At 68.7% G+C, this 20,627-nt stretch carries 23 protein-coding genes and 2 pseudogenes; 9 read left to right on the top strand and 16 right to left on the bottom strand.

The window, feature by feature from the left end; translation table 11 throughout:
- Positions 1-10: 10 nt before the first annotated feature.
- The 8 genes from D456_RS0102390 to D456_RS0102355 form a co-directional block, all read right to left on the bottom strand.
- The gene (locus D456_RS0102390) at positions 11-421 is read right to left on the bottom strand and encodes a DUF4913 domain-containing protein (RefSeq protein WP_017574550.1); all 411 of its coding nucleotides are present in this window, start codon (positions 419-421) and stop codon (positions 11-13) included.
- A 33-nt stretch (positions 422-454) separates the two neighbouring features.
- Positions 455-2,197: a type IV secretory system conjugative DNA transfer family protein gene (locus tag D456_RS0102385; protein WP_017574549.1), complete on the bottom strand. Its 1,743-nt coding sequence runs from the start codon at positions 2,195-2,197 to the stop codon at positions 455-457.
- Positions 2,198-2,211: 14 nt separating this feature from the next.
- A complete protein-coding gene (locus D456_RS0102380) occupies positions 2,212-3,903 on the bottom strand; it encodes a hypothetical protein (RefSeq protein WP_017574548.1) in 1,692 nt (563 codons plus the stop codon).
- A complete protein-coding gene (locus tag D456_RS0102375; RefSeq protein WP_026115502.1) occupies positions 3,900-5,411 on the bottom strand; it encodes an SCO6880 family protein in 1,512 nt (503 codons plus the stop codon). The genes D456_RS0102380 and D456_RS0102375 overlap by 4 nt, the downstream gene beginning before the upstream one ends.
- Positions 5,398-6,813: a hypothetical protein gene (locus tag D456_RS0102370; protein WP_017574546.1), complete on the bottom strand. Its 1,416-nt coding sequence runs from the start codon at positions 6,811-6,813 to the stop codon at positions 5,398-5,400. The genes D456_RS0102375 and D456_RS0102370 overlap by 14 nt, the downstream gene beginning before the upstream one ends.
- Positions 6,814-6,968: 155 nt before the next feature.
- Positions 6,969-7,727: a hypothetical protein gene (locus tag D456_RS0102365; RefSeq protein WP_017574545.1), complete on the bottom strand. Its 759-nt coding sequence runs from the start codon at positions 7,725-7,727 to the stop codon at positions 6,969-6,971.
- A gap of 24 nt (positions 7,728-7,751) precedes the next feature.
- Positions 7,752-8,036, bottom strand: a complete 285-nt coding sequence (locus D456_RS0102360; protein WP_017574544.1) for a hypothetical protein — start codon at positions 8,034-8,036, stop codon at positions 7,752-7,754.
- A gap of 37 nt (positions 8,037-8,073) precedes the next feature.
- Positions 8,074-8,679: a DUF6668 family protein gene (locus tag D456_RS0102355; protein ID WP_017574543.1), complete on the bottom strand. Its 606-nt coding sequence runs from the start codon at positions 8,677-8,679 to the stop codon at positions 8,074-8,076.
- 350 nt (positions 8,680-9,029) lie between these two features.
- On the opposite strand from D456_RS0102355, the gene D456_RS0102345 reads away from it, so the two are divergent.
- The 5 genes from D456_RS0102345 to D456_RS0102325 all read left to right on the top strand — a co-directional run bounded on the left by D456_RS0102345 (position 9,030) and on the right by D456_RS0102325 (position 13,378).
- On the top strand, positions 9,030-9,809 hold the full coding sequence (locus tag D456_RS0102345; protein WP_026115500.1) for a hypothetical protein: 780 nt from the start codon (positions 9,030-9,032) through the stop codon (positions 9,807-9,809).
- A gap of 28 nt (positions 9,810-9,837) precedes the next feature.
- The gene (locus tag D456_RS0102340) at positions 9,838-10,965 is read left to right on the top strand and encodes an APC family permease (protein WP_017574541.1); all 1,128 of its coding nucleotides are present in this window, start codon (positions 9,838-9,840) and stop codon (positions 10,963-10,965) included.
- 71 nt (positions 10,966-11,036) lie between these two features.
- Entirely contained in the window at positions 11,037-11,627 is a 591-nt protein-coding gene (locus D456_RS0102335; RefSeq protein ID WP_017574540.1) for a hypothetical protein, read from the top strand.
- Positions 11,628-11,827: 200 nt separating this feature from the next.
- Positions 11,828-12,265: a hypothetical protein gene (locus D456_RS0102330; protein ID WP_017574539.1), complete on the top strand. Its 438-nt coding sequence runs from the start codon at positions 11,828-11,830 to the stop codon at positions 12,263-12,265.
- 27 nt (positions 12,266-12,292) lie between these two features.
- Positions 12,293-13,378, top strand: a complete 1,086-nt coding sequence (locus D456_RS0102325) for a C40 family peptidase (protein WP_017574538.1) — start codon at positions 12,293-12,295, stop codon at positions 13,376-13,378.
- Positions 13,379-13,387: 9 nt separating this feature from the next.
- On the opposite strand, the gene D456_RS0102320 is transcribed toward D456_RS0102325, so the two are convergent.
- Positions 13,388-14,653 carry a flavin monoamine oxidase family protein gene (locus tag D456_RS0102320; RefSeq protein WP_017574537.1) on the bottom strand — a complete coding sequence of 422 codons (1,266 nt, stop codon included), beginning with the start codon at positions 14,651-14,653 and terminating at the stop codon, positions 13,388-13,390.
- Between the two features lie 172 nt (positions 14,654-14,825).
- Here D456_RS0102320 and D456_RS0102315 point away from each other — a divergent pair, with 172 nt between their 5' ends.
- Positions 14,826-15,515 (top strand): DUF6882 domain-containing protein, encoded by a 690-nt coding sequence (locus tag D456_RS0102315; RefSeq protein ID WP_017574536.1) that lies wholly within the window; start codon positions 14,826-14,828, stop codon positions 15,513-15,515.
- 147 nt (positions 15,516-15,662) lie between these two features.
- On the opposite strand, the gene D456_RS26435 is transcribed toward D456_RS0102315, so the two are convergent.
- Entirely contained in the window at positions 15,663-15,857 is a 195-nt protein-coding gene (locus D456_RS26435) for a hypothetical protein (protein WP_152442454.1), read from the bottom strand.
- 287 nt (positions 15,858-16,144) lie between these two features.
- Between D456_RS26435 and D456_RS27380 the strand changes: the two are divergent.
- The 3 genes and pseudogenes from D456_RS27380 to D456_RS27870 all read left to right on the top strand — a co-directional run.
- Positions 16,145-16,407 (top strand): annotated as a pseudogene (locus tag D456_RS27380) (ABC transporter ATP-binding protein); the annotation flags it as partial.
- Between the two features lie 179 nt (positions 16,408-16,586).
- On the top strand, positions 16,587-16,808 hold the full coding sequence (locus tag D456_RS27730; RefSeq protein WP_230480180.1) for an RNA polymerase sigma factor: 222 nt from the start codon (positions 16,587-16,589) through the stop codon (positions 16,806-16,808).
- A complete protein-coding gene (locus D456_RS27870) occupies positions 16,808-17,020 on the top strand; it encodes a hypothetical protein (protein ID WP_338036318.1) in 213 nt (70 codons plus the stop codon). Before D456_RS27730 ends, D456_RS27870 begins: the two co-directional genes overlap by 1 nt.
- A 259-nt stretch (positions 17,021-17,279) precedes the next feature.
- Here D456_RS27870 and D456_RS25390 read toward each other — a convergent pair.
- The 6 genes and pseudogenes from D456_RS25390 to D456_RS0102280 all read right to left on the bottom strand — a co-directional run.
- Positions 17,280-17,408, bottom strand: a pseudogene (locus D456_RS25390) (transposase family protein); the annotation flags it as partial.
- Between the two features lie 382 nt (positions 17,409-17,790).
- Positions 17,791-18,063 carry a type II toxin-antitoxin system RelE family toxin gene (locus D456_RS0102300; RefSeq protein WP_017574533.1) on the bottom strand — a complete coding sequence of 91 codons (273 nt, stop codon included), beginning with the start codon at positions 18,061-18,063 and terminating at the stop codon, positions 17,791-17,793.
- The gene (locus D456_RS0102295; protein ID WP_017574532.1) at positions 18,060-18,377 is read right to left on the bottom strand and encodes a type II toxin-antitoxin system Phd/YefM family antitoxin; all 318 of its coding nucleotides are present in this window, start codon (positions 18,375-18,377) and stop codon (positions 18,060-18,062) included. Before D456_RS0102295 ends, D456_RS0102300 begins: the two co-directional genes overlap by 4 nt.
- A 190-nt stretch (positions 18,378-18,567) precedes the next feature.
- Positions 18,568-18,810: a hypothetical protein gene (locus D456_RS24940; RefSeq protein ID WP_017574531.1), complete on the bottom strand. Its 243-nt coding sequence runs from the start codon at positions 18,808-18,810 to the stop codon at positions 18,568-18,570.
- A gap of 276 nt (positions 18,811-19,086) precedes the next feature.
- Positions 19,087-19,284, bottom strand: a complete 198-nt coding sequence (locus D456_RS0102285) for a ferredoxin (RefSeq protein WP_017574530.1) — start codon at positions 19,282-19,284, stop codon at positions 19,087-19,089.
- A gap of 45 nt (positions 19,285-19,329) precedes the next feature.
- A complete protein-coding gene (locus tag D456_RS0102280; protein ID WP_017574529.1) occupies positions 19,330-20,529 on the bottom strand; it encodes a cytochrome P450 in 1,200 nt (399 codons plus the stop codon).
- Positions 20,530-20,627: the final 98 nt, after the last annotated feature.

Here is a 20,627-nt window from a genome sequence, read left to right as displayed (position 1 = left end):
CCTGGTCGGGTCAGAGCCCAGTGTGGTCGACGACCGTTACCTCGGGCGGGGGATTGTGTGTGTCCTGGTGGGGTTTGGTCATACACCCGGAGAAGGGGCCGTCGGGTGCGCGCAGGGAGGCCAGAGCAGGGTCCAGGTGGTCCCTGTGCCATTCGTGCGGTGCGGTGATCCCGGCGCCGCCGGTGTCCGACATCGCCTGGTAGGCGAGCCACAGTGCGTGCAGCCGACCGATGGCCTCCGGATGCTTCCACCAGCGCGCGCACCAAGGAGCACGAGAACTCGGGATACGGGAGGTGACGTAGACGGGGACGAGGAAGCCGTTCACCCAGGTCGTCAGTTGGGCGAGTTCGACCGTGTACTCGTCCGGGGTGAGCGCAAAGATGAAAGGCGGCTGCTGGGCCTCTTCCTGGGTAGTGCTCAAGGTCGCTCCAGTGCTGTACTCGACGGGATCGGGTCAGAAGGTGAGGCGTTTGGCCGCTCGGCCGGCGATGGCGCTCTCGGCTGCTTCCTGGTCCGCCGAGATGGCCTTGGCGCTCTTCTCCCGGAACCAGGGCCTCAGACGCAGGCGCGCCGGCCGGGTGGAGGTCGCGAGCAGCAGGGCGGTTCCCTTCTCGATCTCACGCACGTCGGACACGTCGAGGATGCGCTCGCGGCGTTGTGAGCGCTGGAGGCTGCGCCCGTCCTTGCTCTCCGACGCCGACGATTCGTCCACGTAGGTCTCGCCGACGAGAGAGGAGATCCGGTCGGCGAAAGCTTGGTCGTCCAAGCCGGAGCCGAGGAGCTTGACGGTGGCGGCCGACCACAAGGAGTCCATCCCGCTCTTGCCCCACACACGCACGCCCTGCTCGTAGGACTGCATGACCGTCACCGGGAGCACTCCGCGTGAACCCAGGTGCGAGTACAGGTCCGGCAGGTCCTGGATCTTGCAGACGTTGCAGGCCTCGTCCAGGATCGCCTCCATCGGCGGGTCCAGGCGGCCGCCCGGGCTGGCCTCGGCCACAGCGACGGCCGCGCGCAGGCACGCGTCGGTCAGTGCCGCGATCACACCGGCCGCGCCACCGCCCCCGTCCTTGGACAGGAGGTAGAGGGCGTCGGTGGAACGCACGAGCTCCCCGGGCTCGAACTTCGGCAGGTCGTCGTTCGGGATCACCCAGGCCAGGACTTCCGGGTCCAAGAGGCATGCGACCGCCTGGCGGGCGTGCTCGTAGATGCCGTCCCTCGTTTCCGGAGCTCCTCGAACGGTCCCGTCGAGATTCTCCGCGAGAGCGGCCAGCCCGTGATTGCGCAGGATGATGAGGGGACCCTGGTCGCCCGGATCGGCCAACCAGTCGAGGACCTCCCTGAGGTTCCTGCCGTCGATGGATGCGGCGTGCAGGACGATGCGCAGCAGGTTGCGCCCGGCCTTGGCCCAGAAGTCCTCACCCTCCTCGGCTCCACTGGTGGCCGACACCAGGTGCATGGCCAGCCGGTCGGCCCCTTCGATGGTGCGGGCCATGGAGAGCATGTCCCACCACATCTCACGGTCGGCGTGGGCGATCGACTGGGGATCGAACAACCACACTCTTCCGCGGCGGGCGCGTTCCCCGGAGGTGATCGCATAGATGTCGGCCTTGTTGGAGGTCACGACGCAGGGCCCGGGGGCCTGAAGGATGTTCGGGACCGCCAGCGCCGAGGTCTTACCGGATCTGGGCCCCATGAAGACCACCGCGACGTCCTCCCACGAGGCACGCAGCTCGGGGCCGGACGGATGGAGGTCGCCGAGGAGCAGACCCGCATCGGCGGGGTCGATCTTCTTGCGGTCCCGGAGCGAGCGCCGCAGGCGCCTGGCCTTCTCCGCTGCTGCCTTCGGCGCGAGGTCGCCGGTCTGCTCGGCGGTGGCCAGACCGCCGCGGTCGTTCCCTCCGCTCATGAGCAGGACCACCAGTACGGCGAGGATGACGACGAAGCCGACCGTGGCGACCATGCCCGTCACGACCGCCGTGAGCGAGGCGCCCTGCCACACCGGCTCCCCGCTCAGTACGGCGAAGAACGTGTCGAACCCGAAAGCGGGCGGGTTCCATCCGGCGCCGCCGAAGAACGCGCCGATGGTCCCGCCGAGCCACAGGGCGGCCAGGAGGGCGAAACCACCGATGATGAGGCCGATGAGCCAGAACTGGGAGGGGTCGACGGGCGCTCTGCCGCCCCGCTGCTTGCCCATGTGTGGACCTTTCTTCAGCTGTGTGTGGAGACGTCGGTATCCGTGTGGGACGTGCGGTCGCCCGAGGTGCCCTGCCCGATCTCCTCGGATGTTGTGGCGGTGGGCTCGGTGACCGGGGTGGCCTCCGTGGTATCCGTGGTCTCGGAGGCAGCGGGTTCGGCACTGCCGACCCGCGAGGTCTGGTGCCACAGTTTGTTGGTGTCGTGGATCCCCGACTCCACCGATGTGAGCTGGAGGTTCACCGGGATGCCCGGCCTCCCGCCGACCTTGACGAGGAACTTGCCGCGGCCGGGGGGTTCGGCCTCCTTGTTGGTCGCCGGGTCCCAGGCCGGCGGGTCCTGCCAGCCCTTCAGCATGTTCTGCTCTGCCTCGGAGAACGGGATCGCCGACTGGAGCATGGGCATTTCCGCTGCGGGGAGCCCGCCGCAGATGACCATGCCCGAACGCTCGACGAAACCGCGGGCCTTCATCCGGTCCTCTTCGTTGGCGAGGGACATGAGGTCGCTCATCGTGTGGGAGCACATGGCCATGCCCACGCCGCGCTGCCGGTTGAGGCGGGTGAGGGCGTCGACCCTGTCGACCATGCCGCGGCCCGCACGGAGCGCACGCCACAGCTCGTCGAGGATCACGAAGTAGTGGCGCCGGGGTTCGAGACCGGCGTCGGCCAGGGCGTTCGCGACGTTGACCGTGCCGAATCCGGCGGACCAGCACGCCAGCAGCACGGCGGCCTGCAGGTCCATCTCGGAGTCGTCGATGGAAGAGACGTCGAAGACCACCGGGCGGTCGCGCACCATCGGGCTGGTGGTCGGTTTCGAGAAGGTCTCCCCCAGCCGTCCACCGCCGCAGAGACCGATGAGCGAGGCCTCCAACCCGTCGGTGATCTCCCGGTACCGATCCATGGAACCGCGGTCCAGGGCGACCTGGCGCACCTCGTCGGGGGCGTCCTGAACGGCCTTGAGCAGGTCGGGAAGGACCGGGGTGCCGTCGAGCCTGTCGTCCAGGACCTTCAATGCGCGGTCCAGGATCGTCTCCTCCCGGTCCGTGGGAGGAGACGACCGCATGATGGTCAACAACGCCGAGACCATGTTGAGTCGGCGGCCGTGGGCGTCCGCGAGGACTCGGCTGCGGGCCTTGCCGGTGAGCCGGCGGGCGGCGGCCCGGGACTCGCCGGGGTCGAGGATGTTGAGGTGCCCGCGCCCTCGTCCCAGGGTGATGACCTGGCCGCCCAGGGCCTCGATGAGGTCGACGTAGTCCGGTTTGAGGTCCCCGAGGACGAGGGGCTGCCCTCCGTAGCCGGCGATCCCGGTGGCCATACGCCTGATGATGGTGCTCTTCCCGAGTCCGGGCTTGCCCAGGACGAAGGCCGATGGGTTGGAGATCAACTTGGCGCGCTGGAACCAGGAGATCGGGTCGCAGCACAGAGTCGCTCCCGAACTCAGGTTCCGTCCCAGGGGGACCCCGACCATGGGCGTGCCCGTGCCCACGGAGAACGGCCACAGACCGCAGGCCTGGACGGTCGTGCCCCGCCACTCCTCCGCCATCTGGACAACGCCCGCCTCGCCGCGGCCCGGGCCGACCCAACCACGCATACCGGGACGCTTGCGAGGGGCCTGCACCTCCTCCTCGGCCTGCTTCTGACGTCTGATCTGCGCTTGCCGCTGCTTCTTGATGTTCGTGCTCTTGGCGCGTTTGTGTCCGCCGATCACAGCTGCTCCCTCAGTTCAGCGGGGACCTTCAGGTGTTTGGGCAGGACCAGGCCGAGTGGGAGGGCCCCGGCGAACGCCGAGTCCTGGGAGCCGTGGACCAACCTCAAACGGAGGCGGGCGGTCGCGGACAGGTTGTCCACGGTCGCCACGGCCTCGGGTTTGAGCGCCGGGTCGGTGACGGTTGCTGTCACGACCAGGCCGAAGTTGACCAGGCCGGCGCCGGAGGCCTCCTCCGCCGCTGTCGCGCGGGCCGCCCGGGTGGCCACCATGTCGCGGGCGGAGGGTTTGTCGGAGGAGGTCTGCCGGAACTCCGCTGCCCGTAGGTCGGCCTCGACCACACTGGCGGCGCGGGCGGCGTCCAATGGGCGGTAGAGCAGGGTCACCCGCTTGCGGGCGATGTCGGAGTGCGGGGCCAGGAGGCGCGAGAGGATGTTGGACTGGACGTTGCCCCGCGGAGCCGCGGTCATGGACCAGGTCATCGACAGGGCGCCGTCGTGGATGTAGGAGTCCCACATCGTCTGGTGAGCGGTGGGTCCGACGTCCGGCCAGGTGAGTTCGGGGTCCTCCCCGTTGGCGTGCGCCTCGTCGATGAGGACCGCCGATGCGGGGTCGTAGGCGATTCGGATCGTCTCGCACAGTTCTTGGGCGGACAGCGGGTGAGCCGCTCCGCCCCCGGTCGCGCTCAGTTGCTGGGTCAGGTTGGGGACCCGTGCTGCCAGCTCGGGGCCCATTTCGTCCGGCTTGCGTTTCTTGCCGCCGGTCCGGGAGGCGGCCGAGAAGGTCACGGCGACGTAGGCCTTCACCACGGAGGAGCCGGTCGGGTAGCGGTCGACGGCCTCGTGCAGCATGGCCTGTGCGAAGGCGGGTGAGCCCGGGTCGATATTGCTCATGATTTCCCGGCGCAGCCTGGTTCCGGTGTCCGGGGCGGTCTCGACCGTCACCGAGGCCGCCTCGATCCCGGGCTCGTCCCCGAGGTTGGCCAGCCAGTGGCCCCAACCGGCTACCCACACGTCCACCTGGTCCTCGTCCACCAGCGCGGCGCCATCGGGTTCGGTCCCGATCACCACGGTGTAGTGGCCGGTGGCCGGCACGTAGAGAAGGGCGAAGGGGCGGCCGTAGGAGTCGGTGTGTTCGGACAGGCGCGAGGGTGCTGCCAGACCCGGGAGTTGGAAGGTGCCCCACGGGGTTCGGCCCAACGGACCCGAGCGGTACAGATGGGCTTTCTTCGATCGTGTGTTCCACCAGGCCATGCGTACGGTCATCCTCGTGATCAGGTTGCGGTCGTGTTTGTCCTTGGTGAGAACCGCCAGCAGGAGCCCGCCGACGAGGATTCCACCGACGAATCCGGCGAGCATTCCCCCGATCATCACGAGGAAGACCACGAAGATGAGTCCGCCGAGCAGGAGGCCGGTGCCCAAAGAGCCCAGGCCCATGAGCCCCGCGGTCGCCGGTTTGCGCCAGTTCCCATAGGTGCGAGGTCCGCGGACCTCCGAGTCAGCGACTGCCACTGGGACCGCCCCCCTCTCCTGATTCGCTTCCCTCGGTTGCGTCCTTGGCGGTCTGGGCGATGGTGTCGCCGACCTTCTTCGCGGCATCCGCCGCTGCCATCGCCGCGGTGGCGACACCAGCGGTGGCCGCGCCCGCACCTGCGGCGGCGCCTCCCTTGGCGGCACCGCCGGCCATTTGGCCGCCGCCCTGGGCCGCGCCACTGGTGTTGGCGGAGCCGGAGGGGCCACTGCCGGAACCGCCGCCTCCGCCGCCGCCGCCTCCGCCGCCGCCTCCGCCTCCGCCGGAGGTCTTGGCGGCACCGGAGGGCAGGTCGGCCACAGCCCCGCTGACCGCGGCTCCCGCGGCGGCGCCGCCGGCCATCCCACCGACCATGGGTACGGAGAAGCGGATGAGGGCGGGCATGGCGATCAGCGCCACGATCATGAGCGTCAGGCCCGAGATGACCTGTAGGAGGCCGTGGTCGTCCTCGAAGAGGTCGGCCCCCACCAGCTGGAAGGCCGCCGCGTAGATGATGGCCGCAGCCGGCTTGTAGAGGATGAAGGCGACGAGCCAGCCGACCAGCTTCTTGAACCAGGACTTGCCCATCTCCGTGTTGGTGAAGGATGCCGCCAGGGGGAGGACCCCGGCCAGAATTACGAGCATCCCGATGCGGACCACCATGAGGACGATCTGCATCATCGTCGCGATGATCGCGAAGAGGCCGAGGAGAATCACCGTGAGGGGGATGATGGGTGAGATCACCCCGGAGGCTCCGCTCATCACGAGCATCACGGAGACGTTCTCGGCGAAGTCGGTCCCGTCTGTCGCGTTGTCCAGGATCCACGTGGAGAACTGCTCGGAGGCTGTGATCGCCAGGTTGGCCATCGTTACGCCGCCGGCGGAGACGATCACCAGGGTGATCAGGGACTTGATGAGGTCCTTGCCCGGCTCGGCCCTCTGTTCCCAGGCCATTTTCATCCCCGCGACCACCACCGACATGACGGCCGCGGCACCCGTGTACCACCACAGGCTGTTCTGGAGATAGACCGTGGGGCCCGAACCACTGGGAGCAGCGGTCGTGGGGATGAGCGCCATGATGATGCCGGAGGCGGCGGAGATGAGCACCACGGCGCCCAGGACCATGCCGACCTTGCCCAGGTGTTCGCCTCCCTCGCCCTGCCTGCGAGCGATGGCCATGCGGGCGCCGAGGGCGATCAGGGAGAGGACGCAGACACCGAGAGCGATCCACACCCCGTACTCCAGCAGGCGTGTGATACTTCCGGATGTGTCCCCGGTCTCCCCGGCACTGATGGACGCGGAGTCACCGGTGGCACCGGTCAGCGGTGGTGGGCTGACATGCACCCACAAGGTGCCCAGCGACTCGATGATTTGACCGAGCGCCTCGACGACGGCGTCGGACATCCATTCGAGGATGGTGTCGAAGGCAGTTTCCGCGAAGGCTCTGGCGCCTTCTTGGAAGTGACAGCCGATATCGTGCCAATCGCACATGGGGGTACTCGCCTAGCGGTCGTGTTTTTCACCATTCGCTTCTGTGCGCGCTCGCGAAAGAGGTCCGATCAAGCGCCCTGCCACCGGACGAACTCTGAGAGGCTCTCCACCGGGTAGGGAGGAGTGGCGGGTTCGCCGTCGTCGGCCAGGACGTTCTTCCAGTCGCCGTTCTCCCAGCGGAGGTCGAGGGGAAAGACCATGTCGAGCCCGTACGACGAGGTGTAGGCGATCTGGACGGAGGCTTCCTCCCCGTCGTAGGAGATGACACGGAAGGCCGCGATCTGGATGCTTGCTCCGTCGTCCTCGGATGCCGCGGCGGAGGTCCCGCCGTCGGCCAGGGCCGCCTCGCGCCCGGGCCCCTCTGCGAGGGCACGTTCCATGACCACGTCCGCGAGTTCCGGGTCCGAGCTCATTGCTGTCCAGTTCGCCGCGGCGAGGACGGCCCCCAGAGGGGTGCGTGCAAAGCAGGAGCGGTAACCGTCGTCGTCGACCGTGCCTGGGCCCTGGCCCTCGACGCCCGGCGCGGCGATCGTGCCCGCGAGCTCCCACTCGGTTCCCTCGGGAGGCTCGTCCAAGCCACTCGCCATCTCCACCTCGGTCAGTCCGCACACGCTCGCGTCCTCCGCTGGAGGCGGCTTCTCGGACGTGGGGGATGCTGTCGGTGCGGAGGGCGAGGTTTCCTCTCCGTCCTCATCGTCTCCGCCGAAAAAACTGATCGATATCACGAGAAGGCCGACGAGGACGATGGCGCCGAGGAACATCGCAGAGAAGATGAATCCTCTGGCCGCGAAGGGCGACTCGTCCACCTGTTCACCGAAGTTGGTCATGGCGATGCAACCCTGGGTCGTTGTCTATACGAGGAATCCGACGAGGGACGTGGCGGCGGAGATGAGGATGACCCCCGCGAGGACCATGCCGATCTTGCCCATGTGCTCGCCGCCCTCCCCCCGGCGGGACTGGATCGCCATGGTCGCTCCGGCGATGATCAGACCGAGGACGCAGATCCCCAGGGCGATCCACTTGGCCCACCCGAGGATCGACACGAAGCCCTCGGCGCCGGGGGGAGCTTCCCCCGATCCGGGGTCGGGAACAGCGGCCAGGTGGACGGTGACCTCGGATGCGGTTTCGAGGAGCATAGGAGTCCTTTCTCTGAACTCGGAACAAGGAGGTTTCTCAGTGTGAAAGTGCGTCCAGATCCGCGATCATGGAACGCACGGATTTCGGGCTTCTCTGTACGTCCACGGGTTCGTCCAGGCGCCACGACTCGATCCACGGGATGCTCCATGTCCGAGGTACGCCACCTTTGATGACCTTGGCCATGTCTTTCAGCGGGCGAGGGAGTTTTCCCGGTGCGTCGGCCACGAGCACGAGCCCGATCAGTTCGATCCCCGAGGCCGATCCGGACGCCCATTCCGTGGCGGCCAGTTGTGCTGAACGAAGCCCGGATGCGTGGGTGCGGGCGACCAGGACGACCCTGGCGGGAGCATGTCCGGGCGGGGTGGCCACTTCCGGCCACGCGTGCCCTGCGGGCCTGGCATCAGGCACCAACCCGGCGAGAGTGCTCTCGCCCGCACCGCCGTGCACACCGAGGAACCAGACGTGCGCGGTTCCGGAGACCCGGCGCCGTGGGAGACGGTCGTCGTCGCTCGGGAGGGGGACCCCTCCCTGGGGAGACTGGGGGCCTGTGGTCGCCGGGGCGTCGTCCGGGACGGTGGGATCCTGGTCCGGGGCCTCCTCGAGCGGAGGCCTCGTGACCCAGGGATTCACGTTCTCACCCATCACCGATCCTGCCCGTTCATCTGCTGTTTCTCGTATCGGTTGTCCGGCATTGTCGTGTGCGCAAGAAGGGAAGTGGTCCTCTGTTCCGTCGTCATCCCGGGGGAGGGCTCTCGCATTGGTTGTTCCTGGTTCTACTGGACCCTCTTCTTTTTGGCGCACCAGCTCTGATGCGACATCTCGTTCGCTGGTTCACATGATTTTGAAGTTTTTTGGGCGGGACTGGGTTCCACATAAATTGTGATGCAGATCTGTCGAAAGGAGCGAGTGAGGTGTAGGCTCGTGAACCGTCGTTCGCTCCACCCGGGGAAGGCGCTGCTCGCGACGATCCACAGAGACGAGGTCGGGCAGCCATGGAGCATGACGAGGTTCCGGTGTTCCCGAGGATCACCGTGACCACCCGCAGCGACGGAACCGGCGACGTGTCGATCAGCGGACGTTCACAGACGGTCTCGGCCGAGACCGCGTCGGAGGTCAGGACCCGCGTCACGGAGATCATCACCGACGTCGCCGGGAAACTCGGACGCCCGGTGAAAGTCGCCACCGCGGGTGTCGACGGGGAGTGGCCTCTCATCGTCCACCCCGACGGCACGGTCGAGGAGGACGCCTCCGCCCCCGTGCCGAAGAAGGCGCGCAAGGCCAAGGGACGCAAGCCGAAGGCCGTGCCTGCTGGGGACGGTCCGGTGCAGGTGGCCTCATCGGCGCAGGAGCAGGCAGCGGAACAGCACGTCGAGCACCTCGCCCGGGACCCTGAGCCGGAGCTGGTCCCCGATCCTGAGCCGGTGCCCGCGGTATCCGAAGAACCGAGCGCTGCACCGACGGATCCCCGGATCCGGCATCATGCGTCCGCCCCGCCGGAGCCCGCGCCCCCGCGCCCCCACCCGCCGGCGCCCGGCCCCGGCGACCAGACTCGGAATCAGCCCGGCAACACCACCGGGCAGGTTCCGACCGCCATCGGAGGTCCGAACGAGAGCAGGGCCCGAGCGGCCCAATGGTGGAGCGAGGCGATCGCCGAGCACAACTCTTCCGTCGGAGCGCAGGGTGTGGCCACTGCGATCCCGGAACACAGGAACGGTTCCGGGCTGTCCGGTCGTGGCCGGCGCTTCTTCTCGCGGCGCGGTCCTGAGAACTGAAGGCCGTCCACAACGAGCAGGAGGACTCGTGCAGGCCGACGGAGTACCCCCCGGCCGTCCCAGGACGGTCTTCGACCCCGACCTGTCCGCGCGGACCCTCGAACGGTTGCGCAGCGGATCGGCCGAACTACTCCCGAAGAAACGACCGCCCGACAGCCGGATCCGACACCGAAGGAACGCCGGCTATCTCGCCTCGGCGGGGGTGGTCGCGGCTTCGTGGGGAGCGGCTCACCTGGCGACCGAGGTTCCGGACGTCACCGACTTCGCCGTCCGTGTGCTCAGCACTCTCGGGCTGCTCGCCCTTGTCGTGTGGGGCGCACGACAAGCGGGCCGTGTCGGGGCGGTGTTGGCGCTCCTGCTCACGTGGGGTCCGCTCTTCCTCGTCTGGGGAGCTGTTCCGGGGACGGCCATGACTGGCGGTGCGGCGTTCTTCTGGGCGGCGGGACCAGTGGCCGCGCTGGCTCTGGCCACCAAGGTCACACCGTCGGCCGGGGTCCGGAACCACGGCCGTTACCTCCTGCCCGAGGACTTCGAACCGGTCGACTCGGAGGCGCTCAGGCGTCTCCAAGGAGCGATGGACCGGCTCCGCGGCGCTGCTGCCGTACTCGGCGACGACGTCGGCCCTGGTGGGGAGGAGCGCTGGCTCGCAGAACAGGAGTGGTCGGTCGCCTCTGCCTTGGCCCACTGCAGTGAACTCGCCCTCGACCTCCACAGCAGATCGAGGGAGGCCGTCACCGAACGGGTCTCACGAGCGCTCGATCCGCAGCGCAGAGCCCTCGATGCCGCGAGGGAGGCCGTGGAGGAGCGGATCCGGAGGTTCGACGAGTACGCGCGAAGAGCGCACACCGCTGCGACCACGTACGAAGAACTGCGTCAGGGCGAGGAGAACGAACGCCGTGACGACGCTTTTCTCGGTCTGCTGACCGGCACGGCTTCGGAGAGTGCAGGTCCCGTGTTCGGTGACAGCGGGGTCCGCGCGCTCCAGACGGTTTTGGAGGAGCAGGTGACACGAACGATCGACGCGGGACGCTGGCTCCTCGAGGTGGCCGAGAGCTGGGCGCCCCGCGAGGACGAGCAGTATCCGGAGGGGGCCGCTCCGAACAGCAGGCAGACACCTGGCTCGACCGGGCCCGTGGACGGAGGACAAGAGACATGAGACCGGTTCCGACATCGCGGACGCCTCATGGGCGTACCCACGCGGAGCCCGAGTGGCTGGAGCATGCGCGTGTGGCCTCTCGGACCGGGCGTGCCGCCCCTACGCGGGTCGAGGAGGACACCGACCGCACGCTGGCCGAGGAGGAGCGGCGCCGTACCGATTGGGAACGCGCCGAAAGAGAGCATGTCGCCGGCGAACGGACGCAACACGACGAGCGGGAGCGCGAGCGACCGGACCGTGAACGCGCCGAAACACACACGGCCGGAACGGAAAGCGGCCTTCTCCGCCATGAGGAACGGTGGGACGGGGTCGGGCGGGTCGAGGAACCGAGGGAGGAGGGCACCGCGGAACCCTCCGACGGGAGGGCGCCCGACCCCGATGGGCGAAGGGCCGAGCTGGAGGAGCAGCAGTCCGCTCCGAGACCCGACGGCCCTGCCGACCACTCCGGTGCTCCCGAGGAGGGGGAGGGCGTCCACGCGAGCCATGAACGCGCGGCGCCCTTCCACCTCGCTCCCGCCCAGATGCGGAGCGTCCGCGGAGAAGCGAGCGCCGCTCCTCAGGCGGGGCTCGGCAACGGCGCACGTACGTACACGTCACGGCAGAAGGTCCACAGTCACGAGGCGGAGGCAGCGGCGCGGAGAACGGCGGGGGCCCGACGATGACCGGCCTTCACAACAACGATCCGGAGCAGGAGACAAGCGTGCACAGGACCGCAGCACGGGTTTTCCGCGTACGACATCGGGCACTCGCCGCAGCTCTCGCGGCCTCACTCGCGCTCGCGGGCTGTGGAACACAGGAGGAGACACCGTCGCCGGAGCCGGCGGAGGAGTCCCGGAATCCTCTGGAAACAGCTGCTCCCCCGGTGTCGGACGAATCGAGGGTCGAGTTGCCCGAGACCGACTTCACCGACGCGGAGTCCGTGGCCGCTTCCTTCTGGGTCGCCTGGGAGTCCTACGACGGCGAGGCCGACACCGACGAGACCTACGTCGACCGTTATCGACCGCTCGTCACTGACCGCTTCCTCGACGAGTACGAGGCCGAGGGCATCCCTGTGCCGCCGCAGAACCTTACGGCCTTCAGGGAGAGCGGGCGTCTGCGTACCGCTGAGGTCGACAGCGTCGAGGTCCCCGAACCGGCCCAGGAGGGCGACCGCCAGATCGTGCTGACCGTCGAGGGGAATCTGACCGACTCCGACGGCGGGGAAGAGATCGGTCCGCGTGAGTCGTCGCGGACCATGCTCCTGAACAACACCGGTGAGGACGACCCCGATTGGCGTGTCGACCGCTTCGTCCAGCAGTAGCCGTCCGAACGCGACTGGAGACACGTCATGGAAGGTAGTTCCGGTGCCAAGCTGCTCGCGTGCGGCTGCTTGGTGGCGCCCGTGTTCGCGATGTTCTCCCTCCTCGTCTTCATCCTGATGCTCGTCACTGTCGATACCGACGCCGAGTGGGAGACGACCGGAGGTTCGTTGGACACGGAGGCTGTTCCCGAGGAGTTCGTCCTCTGGATCGAGCAGGCGGCGGACGGATGTGAGCACGAACAATTGTCGGCTCCCGTGTTGGCCGCACAGCTCTACCAGGAGAGCCGGTTCGATCCCGACGCCGTGGGGCCGCCCGTGACGGTCTCGGAACGCGAGGGTGTGCACCGCGCGGAGGGCATCGCACAGTTCATGCCCTACACCTGGGAGACCTGGGCGGTCGATGCTGACGACAACGGAGAGGCGTCCCCCTTCGACGCGCCCGACGCCATCATGGCCCAGGGCGCCTTCATGTGCAGTCTCATGGGGCAGGCCGCGGACAGCGGGTACGACGAGAACCCGGTCTCGCTGGCCCTGGCCGGTTACAACGCCGGTTGGGGGGCCGTGGAAGAGTACGGCGGGATCCCCCCGTACGAGGAGACCGAGAACTACATCGACATCATCCTGGGCAAGTCCGAGGAATTCACCGACGACAGCGGTGAGGGTCTCGCCGACCCTGGTGTCGAGATCGACGCTGATGGTGACGTGGCCGGTGCCATCCAGTGGGCCGTGGCGCAAGTGGGGACCCCGTACGTCTACGGGGGCGCCTGCATGGACCCCAAACAAGACACGCAAGGCAGTCCCACGGGCGGATGGACCAGTGAGGACATGCGAACCCAATGCGATTGTTCGAGCCTCATGCAGCAGGCCTACGACAAGATCGGGGTCGGCCTTCCCCGTACCACGTTCGACCAGATCAATGTGGGCCGGGGGGTTTCGCCCGGCGATGTGCAGCCCGGCGACCTGGTCTTCCCGCACGAGGGGCACGTGGGGATGTACATCGGTGACGGAAAGGTGGTCCATGCGCCCCAGACCGGGAAGGACGTCGAGATCACCGAGTACACCGAGGGGTACTGGGGGGCCTATGGCGTCAGGAGGGTCCTGAACGACGGGTGACCGGAACGGTCAGAGTTGGGCGATGAGCTGGTCGGTCAGGTCGTAGCCGTTGGCGTAGCCCCCTTCGACGGTGTTCTCGCCGGTGGTGGGCTCGCCTGCGAAGTGCAGGACCCCGTCGACGGGGGAGGCCAGCGCCGCCGGGGCGTCGTGGGCGCCCGGCGGCACGTACAGGTATGCGCCGCGGCTGTAACGGTCCGCGGCCCAGTCGTGTGTGGTGCGGGCGACCGGGTCGGGCAGATCCTCACCGAGCGCGTCGGAGAGGGCGGCGAGGCCGATGGCGAAACGTTCGCCCTCCTCGCGGGCCAGCAGGTCGCGGGCGCTGGGGCCGGAAGCCCAGGCCACGACGACCTCGGATTCGCCCGAGGAGATGCGCCAGAACACGAAGTCGGCGCCCGGCTCCCAGTCGAGGGCATCCGGCCCGTCGGGGAAGACCGGGCGGTCGAACTCGTAGACCAGCTTGAGGGCGTCGGTGGTGTCCAGGGCCCGGATCGCGTCCCGGTGGCTGGTGGGCAGCGGCGGGTCGAAGTGCACGTCCTCGGCCTTGAGGACCCCCAGGGGCAGCGCCATCACGCAGTGGTCGGCACGGAAGACCTCTTCGCCGTCCGGGCCGGCGGCCAGCTCGACCCCGGACCGGATGCGGCGGACCTCCCGCACCGGGGTGGACAGGCTTAGGTCGAGCCCGTCGGCGAGGGGCTCGAGAAGTCTGTCGTAGCCGTCGACCACGCGGTAGTTGGCCCGCGAGGCCGCCCACCAGTCGAAGAGGTCGTGGCGGTGCATCCAGGTGGCGCTCCACCGGTCCAGGGGTTCGTTGTCGATGGAGACCGGCGGCCAGTCGGACTCGGGCACGCCTGTGCGTCGCAGGTAGGCGGCGGCGTCCTCGACGTCCAGGGGAGGGCTGTCGGTGTCGATGCGTGTACCGCTGCCGGAACCGCCCCGCACACGCACGGTCTCGGCACCGCTCTCCTCCACGAGCTCCCAGGTGTAGGCGTCGCGGCCGTGGATGAGGCCGGCACCCAGTTCCACGGGGACGGAGGTGAAGGAGTGGTCGGTGTGCAGCTGGCCGCCGATCCGGTCGCGTGCTTCCAGGACCACGACGGAGAACCCGTGGTCGACGAGGTTGCGTGCCGCCGAGAGTCCGGTGATGCCCGCGCCGACGACCACGACGTCCCGTCTCGGTGCGCCCAGCCGGGAACAGGCCGCGGACGGGAGGAGGACCCCGCCGCCGAGCAGGGCTCCGCCTCCGCGCATGAGTGTGCGGCGACTGATGCCGGGCATGGTGCTCCCAGGCGGTCGGGGACGGGGACCCCAGTATGCGCCCGCCTTCGGCACAAGGACGGACGGCCCCCTGATCGGAGTCGGGCGATGGCTTCGGGAGTTCTTCCCCGAAATGTCGCGGACGGTGTTTAGAGTACGGAACGTGAATGGACAACTGCCCCTCAGCACCCTCATGGACGATGCCGGGATCCTGTCCCTGGAACACCAGTTCCACCTGCAGGACGTGCTCGGCGAACACAACTGGCGGGTCGACATGAACGCACCCGTCTTCGAATTCACGTTCCCCTCGGGCGAGACCCTGACCTGCGAGAGCTTCCATTTCCTGGGCAGCGCCGCCCCCGGCCCCGCTTCATGGATGTGGGCCTGGGCCAACCCGTCGGGGTTCCCCGAGGCACTCACCCAACTGGCCGGTTCCGTGCGCGACCTCGGCGAACGCCACGGGGTCGCCGAGCTCACCTCCGCCGAGGTGCCCTTCGCCGACCTGCCCGGCGCCCCGGACATGCCGCACAACGCCGTGGGCCCGCCGACGGAGGCCGCCAAGGTCCTCACCGGCCGGTGGACCTCCTACAACGGCGAGGTCGGCGGCGGGACCCGGGCGTCGTTCCTGGTGGAACACCCTGCCTTCCGGCTCCCTGCGCCCGCTCCCGCGCGGACCGCGGGGCTGTTGCAGCAGGCCGTCTCCGGTCTACCGCTGACCGACCACCGGCGTGCGGTCTACACCTACGGCAACCTGCGCGGCCTCAATCCCGCGTTCGCGGATGACGGCGCGCGGCTGACCCTGTCCGCGGAGGGCCTCGCCCTCACGGTGTCCTTCGACGAGTACGGACGGGTGAAGAACGTGGAGGGCGCCCTCGATCGTTGATGGGGGCTAGTGTTCAGGGTTTCTTGTGGTGCCGGGGTGCGGTGGTTCGTCGGAGTCGGGATTTTAGCCCGGCCGGGCTACGCTCGACGCTTCGACGAACACCACACACCTGTCACCGGTCCATGGGCACCACCCGCTTGAACCAGTTCATGAACCGCCCCGCCCCGTCCCGGCTCGGCGTCGACCATTCGTTGCGGCCCGGACCAGCCGATGCGCCGGAGGTAGGCGTTCCAGGTCGAGTTCCTCACCGCGCCAGCCGTGGGCCAGGCCCTGTGCACGTTCGTGGGTCGAGGCGATGGTGGTGTCTCGCATCTGTGCGTCGGCCTGGGGCGGTGTGGCCAAGACGGCCCTCCTGGTCGTCAGCCGGGGACCGGGTTCCGAAAAAGGTTAACCGGATCGGGGAACGCGTTGACCAGGAAACCTTCGTTCCTTCGTCGGCGCTGGTGCCCGACCACGGGTCCTTCGTTTCCTGCTCGGGGCCGGGGACCGTCGGACACGATGTAGACGTGCATCTGCCCCTCTATCTCTGATCCGGGTCTCAGCACCCGCCCACCACGTGGCCGCGGGTGCCAGACGCATGTCCGGGCCCCGCGCAGGGGCCGGCCGTCGGCTCGAAGAGCTCGCGCACACGCTCCCGATGGAGGAACGTCGGGGAAAACGGACGCGGTAAATCCACGCTTCTGCACATCCTCGCGTGGGCGCTCGAACCGGGCACCGGAACGGTCCGGCGTACCGGCACCCTCGGCGTCGCCGCGCAGGAGATCGACGTGGTCGAGGTCCGTACCGTCGGCGACCTCGTCGACATCGAACTCACTGAGGCCCGATTCCCCTCGCCGAGCTCGACACGAGCGCCGAGGGCCTGGCCACCGGCGCCCCCGATGCCGCCGAACGTGGACGGGTGGCCCGGGGCCGCACGTGCTCCGTGCCGGGTGAGCGGAACGAACCCCGGGGGGGGGACGTGCCCGCCATGGAACGGCCACGGTCTCCGGTGCTCCGGAGCACCGGTATCCCACGGGTGAGTAGGCTCTCTGAGATCAGGACCTGAACCGGGACCAGAGGGCGGAGGTGGACGTGGAGAGCGACGAGGACCTGCTCGCGCGCACTGCCTCCGGGGACGAACAGGGGCTGAGGTTCCTGTACGAGCGGCATGCCGCGGCCGTGCTGCGGCTGCTGCGGCGGCTGACGTCCGACCCCGGGGTGGCCGAGGAGCTCCTGCAGGAGACCTGGATCGCCGTGTGGACCTCCGCGGACCGTTTCCGAGGGGCCTCCTCGGTGCGGGTAAGACCACGCTGATGAAGACGATCGCGGGACTGTTGCGGTTGGACTCGGGACGGATCTCCGTGTTCGATCGGCCCTTGTCGAGGGGTTCCCGTCGCGAACCGGGGACCCTGATCGACGGCCCGGGGTTGTGGCCCCGGATGAACGCGGTCGAGCACGTCCGTGTGCACGCCAGGCTCCGGGGTGCCCGAGGAATGGGGACACGAGGCATTGGGCACCGTCGGTAGGGCCGACCTCGCCGCCCGCCGGGTCTCCGCCTGTTCCTTGGGTATGCGGTGGCGCTGGTCAGTAAGCCGCGGTTGCTCGTGCTGGACGAACCCATCAACGGCCTGGACCCGCTCGGTATGCGGGACATGTGGGAACTCCTGTGCCGGCTCGCGGGGAGACGACCGTCTTCGTATCCGGCCACCAGTTGGACCAGATCGCCCGGACCTGCGACCGGGTCGGTGTCGGTCAGCGCGGTGAGCCGGGCGGGGTCCAGGCGGGTCAGGGCGTGCTGGGAGCGCCATCGGCCCATGGGCCGATGGCGTCGGTGGAGCGGGCTCCGGTCAACACCGCGCACAGCCCGGTGGTGACGATGCAGCTCAGCGGGTGTCGGATCCCGCGGGCGGCGCGGGGGCTCGTGAGGTATGTCCATCCTTGTGTAGGGGTCTTCTGCTGCCTTCAGGGCTTTCCGGCGATCGTCATCTGTCTGTGACCAGGCACAACGACCCGCGTGTGCGGAAAGTGAGTCAAGCCCCAGCTGTCCAGTGTCGGGTCCAGCGTGGGATCGAATCCCGGCCCGGCCATCACCGTCCGTGCACGGCACGTGCGCACACACTGCTCACGCAGAAGATCCCCAGACCCGTACCGACCGCCGGGCAGACACCTCTCGGTGGAGCGGAGGAGTCTGCCGCGTGCGTCCCGCATGAGTGGCTGGGCCTGTGATCCGGAGTGATATGTGCAGCACTCGAAATACGAGTGCTGCACATATCACTCCGGGAAGTCTGGCATGGGGTCACAGGTCCCGGTAGACCTCGCCCCGGTGGGCCACGCTCAGCACCAACACCACCAGGCGCCCGTCATCGATGGCGTAGACGATGCGGTAGTCGCCCACCCGTGCCCGCCAGGCCTCGCTGGGGCCCTTGAGCGGGATGCTCCCGGGCGGGCGCGGGTCGGCGGCCAGTTCCTGCACCTTCCGGGCGATCCGGGCTCGCACGGGCTTGTCGAGCCGCAGGAACTGCTTGCGGGCGACGTCGTCGAAGGAGACCTCGTAGGGCTGGTCGGTCACCGTCCCAGCTCCTCGGACAGTCCGGCCTCCTCCAGGACCTTGTCGAAGGGGACTGTCTCCGAGCGGCCGGACTCGATGTCGGCCAGACGCTCAGCGGCCACGCGGGCGTCGCGCTCGTCGAGGAGCTCCTCGTAGTGGTCGACCAGGTCGGCCGGGACGATCGCCGCGGCCCGCTGGTGGCGACGGCCGCGGGTGACGTAGGTGACCTCGCCGCCGTAGTGGGCGCGGTTGACGCGTTCGGAGAAGTGGTCGCGGGCCTGGGTGACCGAGAGCTCGCGCTCCTGGTCGGGGTGTTCGATCTGTTCAGCGTTCATGACTCCATCATGCCCGAGCTAAGCGCCAATCTGGCGTGGTTGGCTTGATTCTTTACCTGGGCCCCTGAACGACGCAAAAGGGAAAGCGAGTGATCGACCCCCTGAACAGGAGTGATGCCCGTGTTGCGCATCGCATCTGTCGCACGCGTGTGACGCATAACACGGATGCGTTAGCGGTTCAGGACCTGGCTCAAGGTTTCGAGGGAGGACCGGTCGGTGGCGCGCACACTGTTGATTTGGCGCAGCACCTCGGGACCTGGTCCCACCGAAGTCCTTTGGTCCGGGTGTGCAGCAGCTGGTCGCCTTTGACCTGGAGCAAGTAGTGCGCCCCGGCCTGTTCGAGGAGGTAGTGGGCGGTGGGCCGTTGGGTGTGCAGGGCGTCGCCGGAGACGATCGTCCCGCCGGTGTCCAGGCCGGCGGGCAGCTCGGTCACGTACTAGATCTCGCTGTCCTTGGCGGGAACGCGTACCTGGGCGGCGATACTCCCGTCGTCGGTCATCGCGACCAACAGGTGGACCGGGTCGTCCTGCTCCAGGGTGGAGCCGCGCAGCGTCTTACCGTCCAGGGCCAGGAACGGTGCCCTGTCGGTGTCGGTCAGCGCGGTGAGCCGGGTGGGGCCCAGCCGGATGGTGTCGGTGGAGGGCGCGTGGCGGGCACCCGACCTGGGACGGAGCGGCCGGGTGCCCGATCCGTGGGTAGGGTGCCCGCCTCAGCCGTCGTCGACGGTGATCGCGGCGGTCGGGCACACCGCTGCGGCCTCGTGCACGTCGTCCTTCAGTTCCGGTCCGGGCGCCGGGTCCAACAGTTCGACGATGCCGTCCTCGTCGCGCTGGTCGAAGACGTCCGGCGCGATCAGCACACACTGGCCGGCCCCGCAGCACAGGTCCTGGTCGACGGTGATCCTCAAGCTCTGCTCCTCACTCGGTCGGGTGTTCGTGGTGCGCGGCGGCGGTCACCAGCGGACCGGGACCTCGCGCAGGCCGCCCACGAGCAGCCCTTCCACCGGTTCGAGCTCCTCGGGCGGCACGGCCAGTTCCAGAGTGGGGAGCTTGCGCAACAGCACCTCGAGGGTCACCTGCAGTTCGGTGCGGGCCAGCGCCTGCCCCAGGCAGGAGTGCGCACCGGCACCGAAGGACAGGTGCGGGTTGGGGACACGGTGCAGATCCATGTTCCCGGGATCGGTGAAGACCCGCTCGTCGCGGTTGGCGGCGGCCATGCTGCACACCACGGGCGTCCCCTCGGGAAGGTGTTCGCCGGCGACCTCGGTGTCCTCCGAGAGCACGCGGCTCAGTCCGAACCCGGCGTTGGCGTCGGCGCGCAGGGACTCCTCGACCGCGGTACGCACCTTCGAGGGGTCCTCGAGCAGGCGTTCCCACCGGCTGCGGTCGGCCAGGAGCATCGCGACCATCTTGCCGATCATGTTGGCGGTGGTCTCGTGTCCGGCCACGAGCAGGCCCATCGCCGTGCCCAGGAGCTCGGTGTCGCCGAGGCCGTCGCCCTCGGTCTCGCGCTGTTCGATGAGCGCGCTGATGAGGTCGTCGGCGGGGGCGGTCTTCTTGGCCTCGATGTGCCCGGACATGTAGGCGACGAACTCCTGCTGGGACTCCCGCATCTCCTGCCCGGTGTAGCGGGTGAGGTTGAGCAGGATGTCGGACCAGCGCGAGAAGCGTTCCCTGTCCCGGGCCGGTACCCCCAACATGTCGCAGATGACGAAGACCGGGAGCGGGAAGCCCAGCCCCGCCTTGAGGTCGGCGGGCGGCCCCGAGGCCACCATGGCCTCGATGAGGTCCTCGGCGATCTGCTCCATGCCGGGACGCAGCTGCTTCATGCGTTTGGCGGTGAACCAGCGTCCGACCAGGCGCCGCCACCGCAGATGCTCCTCACCGGTGCTCGGGACCATCCGTGTCAGGTCGCCCGGGTCGTCCTCTGCGCCCTCCGGGCGGGTCCCCACGCGGATGTCCCGTACGAAACGGGGGTCGGCGAGCGTGGCCTTGACGTCCTCGTGGCGGGTGAGCAGCTTGGCCGGGGCCCCGTTGGGCAGGTGTACGTCGGCCACCGGACAGCCGCGGCGCAGTTCATCCCACTCCTGGGGCGGTTCCAGCGGTGCGGTCTGGGTCAACGGGTACTGCAGTGTGTGTTCCTGCGGGCTCATCGAGCCCCCTCTCGTGCAGTGGGGCATGTGCGGGCACGCCCCGCGCGGATGCGGCAGGGGGATGTGCGGCCCGGAACCGCGCCGTACCTGGTGCGGGC

The sequence above is a fragment of the Nocardiopsis kunsanensis DSM 44524 genome (assembly GCF_000340965.1).
Lineage (GTDB): Bacteria > Actinomycetota > Actinomycetes > Streptosporangiales > Streptosporangiaceae > Nocardiopsis > Nocardiopsis kunsanensis.
The sequence above is the reverse complement of the archived record's forward strand: the minus strand, read 5'-3'. Positions and strand labels throughout refer to the sequence as shown.

Bases quoted from the DNA above. Each gene is read 5' to 3' on its own strand.
- D456_RS27870 (WP_338036318.1), top strand. From the start codon at position 16,808: ATGAAGACGATCGCGGGACTGTTGCGGTTGGACTCGGGACGGATCTCC.
- D456_RS0102325 (WP_017574538.1), top strand. From the start codon at position 12,293: ATGGAAGGTAGTTCCGGTGCCAAGCTGCTCGCGTGCGGCTGCTTGGTG.
- D456_RS0102370 (WP_017574546.1), bottom strand. From the start codon at position 6,813: ATGTCCGACGCCGTCGTCGAGGCGCTCGGTCAAATCATCGAGTCGCTG.
- D456_RS0102360 (WP_017574544.1), bottom strand. From the start codon at position 8,036: ATGCTCCTCGAAACCGCATCCGAGGTCACCGTCCACCTGGCCGCTGTT.
- D456_RS0102295 (WP_017574532.1), bottom strand. From the start codon at position 18,377: ATGAACGCTGAACAGATCGAACACCCCGACCAGGAGCGCGAGCTCTCG.
- D456_RS0102315 (WP_017574536.1), top strand. From the start codon at position 14,826: ATGGACGATGCCGGGATCCTGTCCCTGGAACACCAGTTCCACCTGCAG.
- D456_RS0102365 (WP_017574545.1), bottom strand. From the start codon at position 7,727: ATGACCAACTTCGGTGAACAGGTGGACGAGTCGCCCTTCGCGGCCAGA.
- D456_RS0102345 (WP_026115500.1), top strand. From the start codon at position 9,030: ATGGAGCATGACGAGGTTCCGGTGTTCCCGAGGATCACCGTGACCACC.
- D456_RS0102280 (WP_017574529.1), bottom strand. From the start codon at position 20,529: ATGAGCCCGCAGGAACACACACTGCAGTACCCGTTGACCCAGACCGCA.
- D456_RS0102320 (WP_017574537.1), bottom strand. From the start codon at position 14,653: ATGCCCGGCATCAGTCGCCGCACACTCATGCGCGGAGGCGGAGCCCTG.
- D456_RS0102385 (WP_017574549.1), bottom strand. From the start codon at position 2,197: ATGGGCAAGCAGCGGGGCGGCAGAGCGCCCGTCGACCCCTCCCAGTTC.
- D456_RS0102355 (WP_017574543.1), bottom strand. From the start codon at position 8,679: ATGGGTGAGAACGTGAATCCCTGGGTCACGAGGCCTCCGCTCGAGGAG.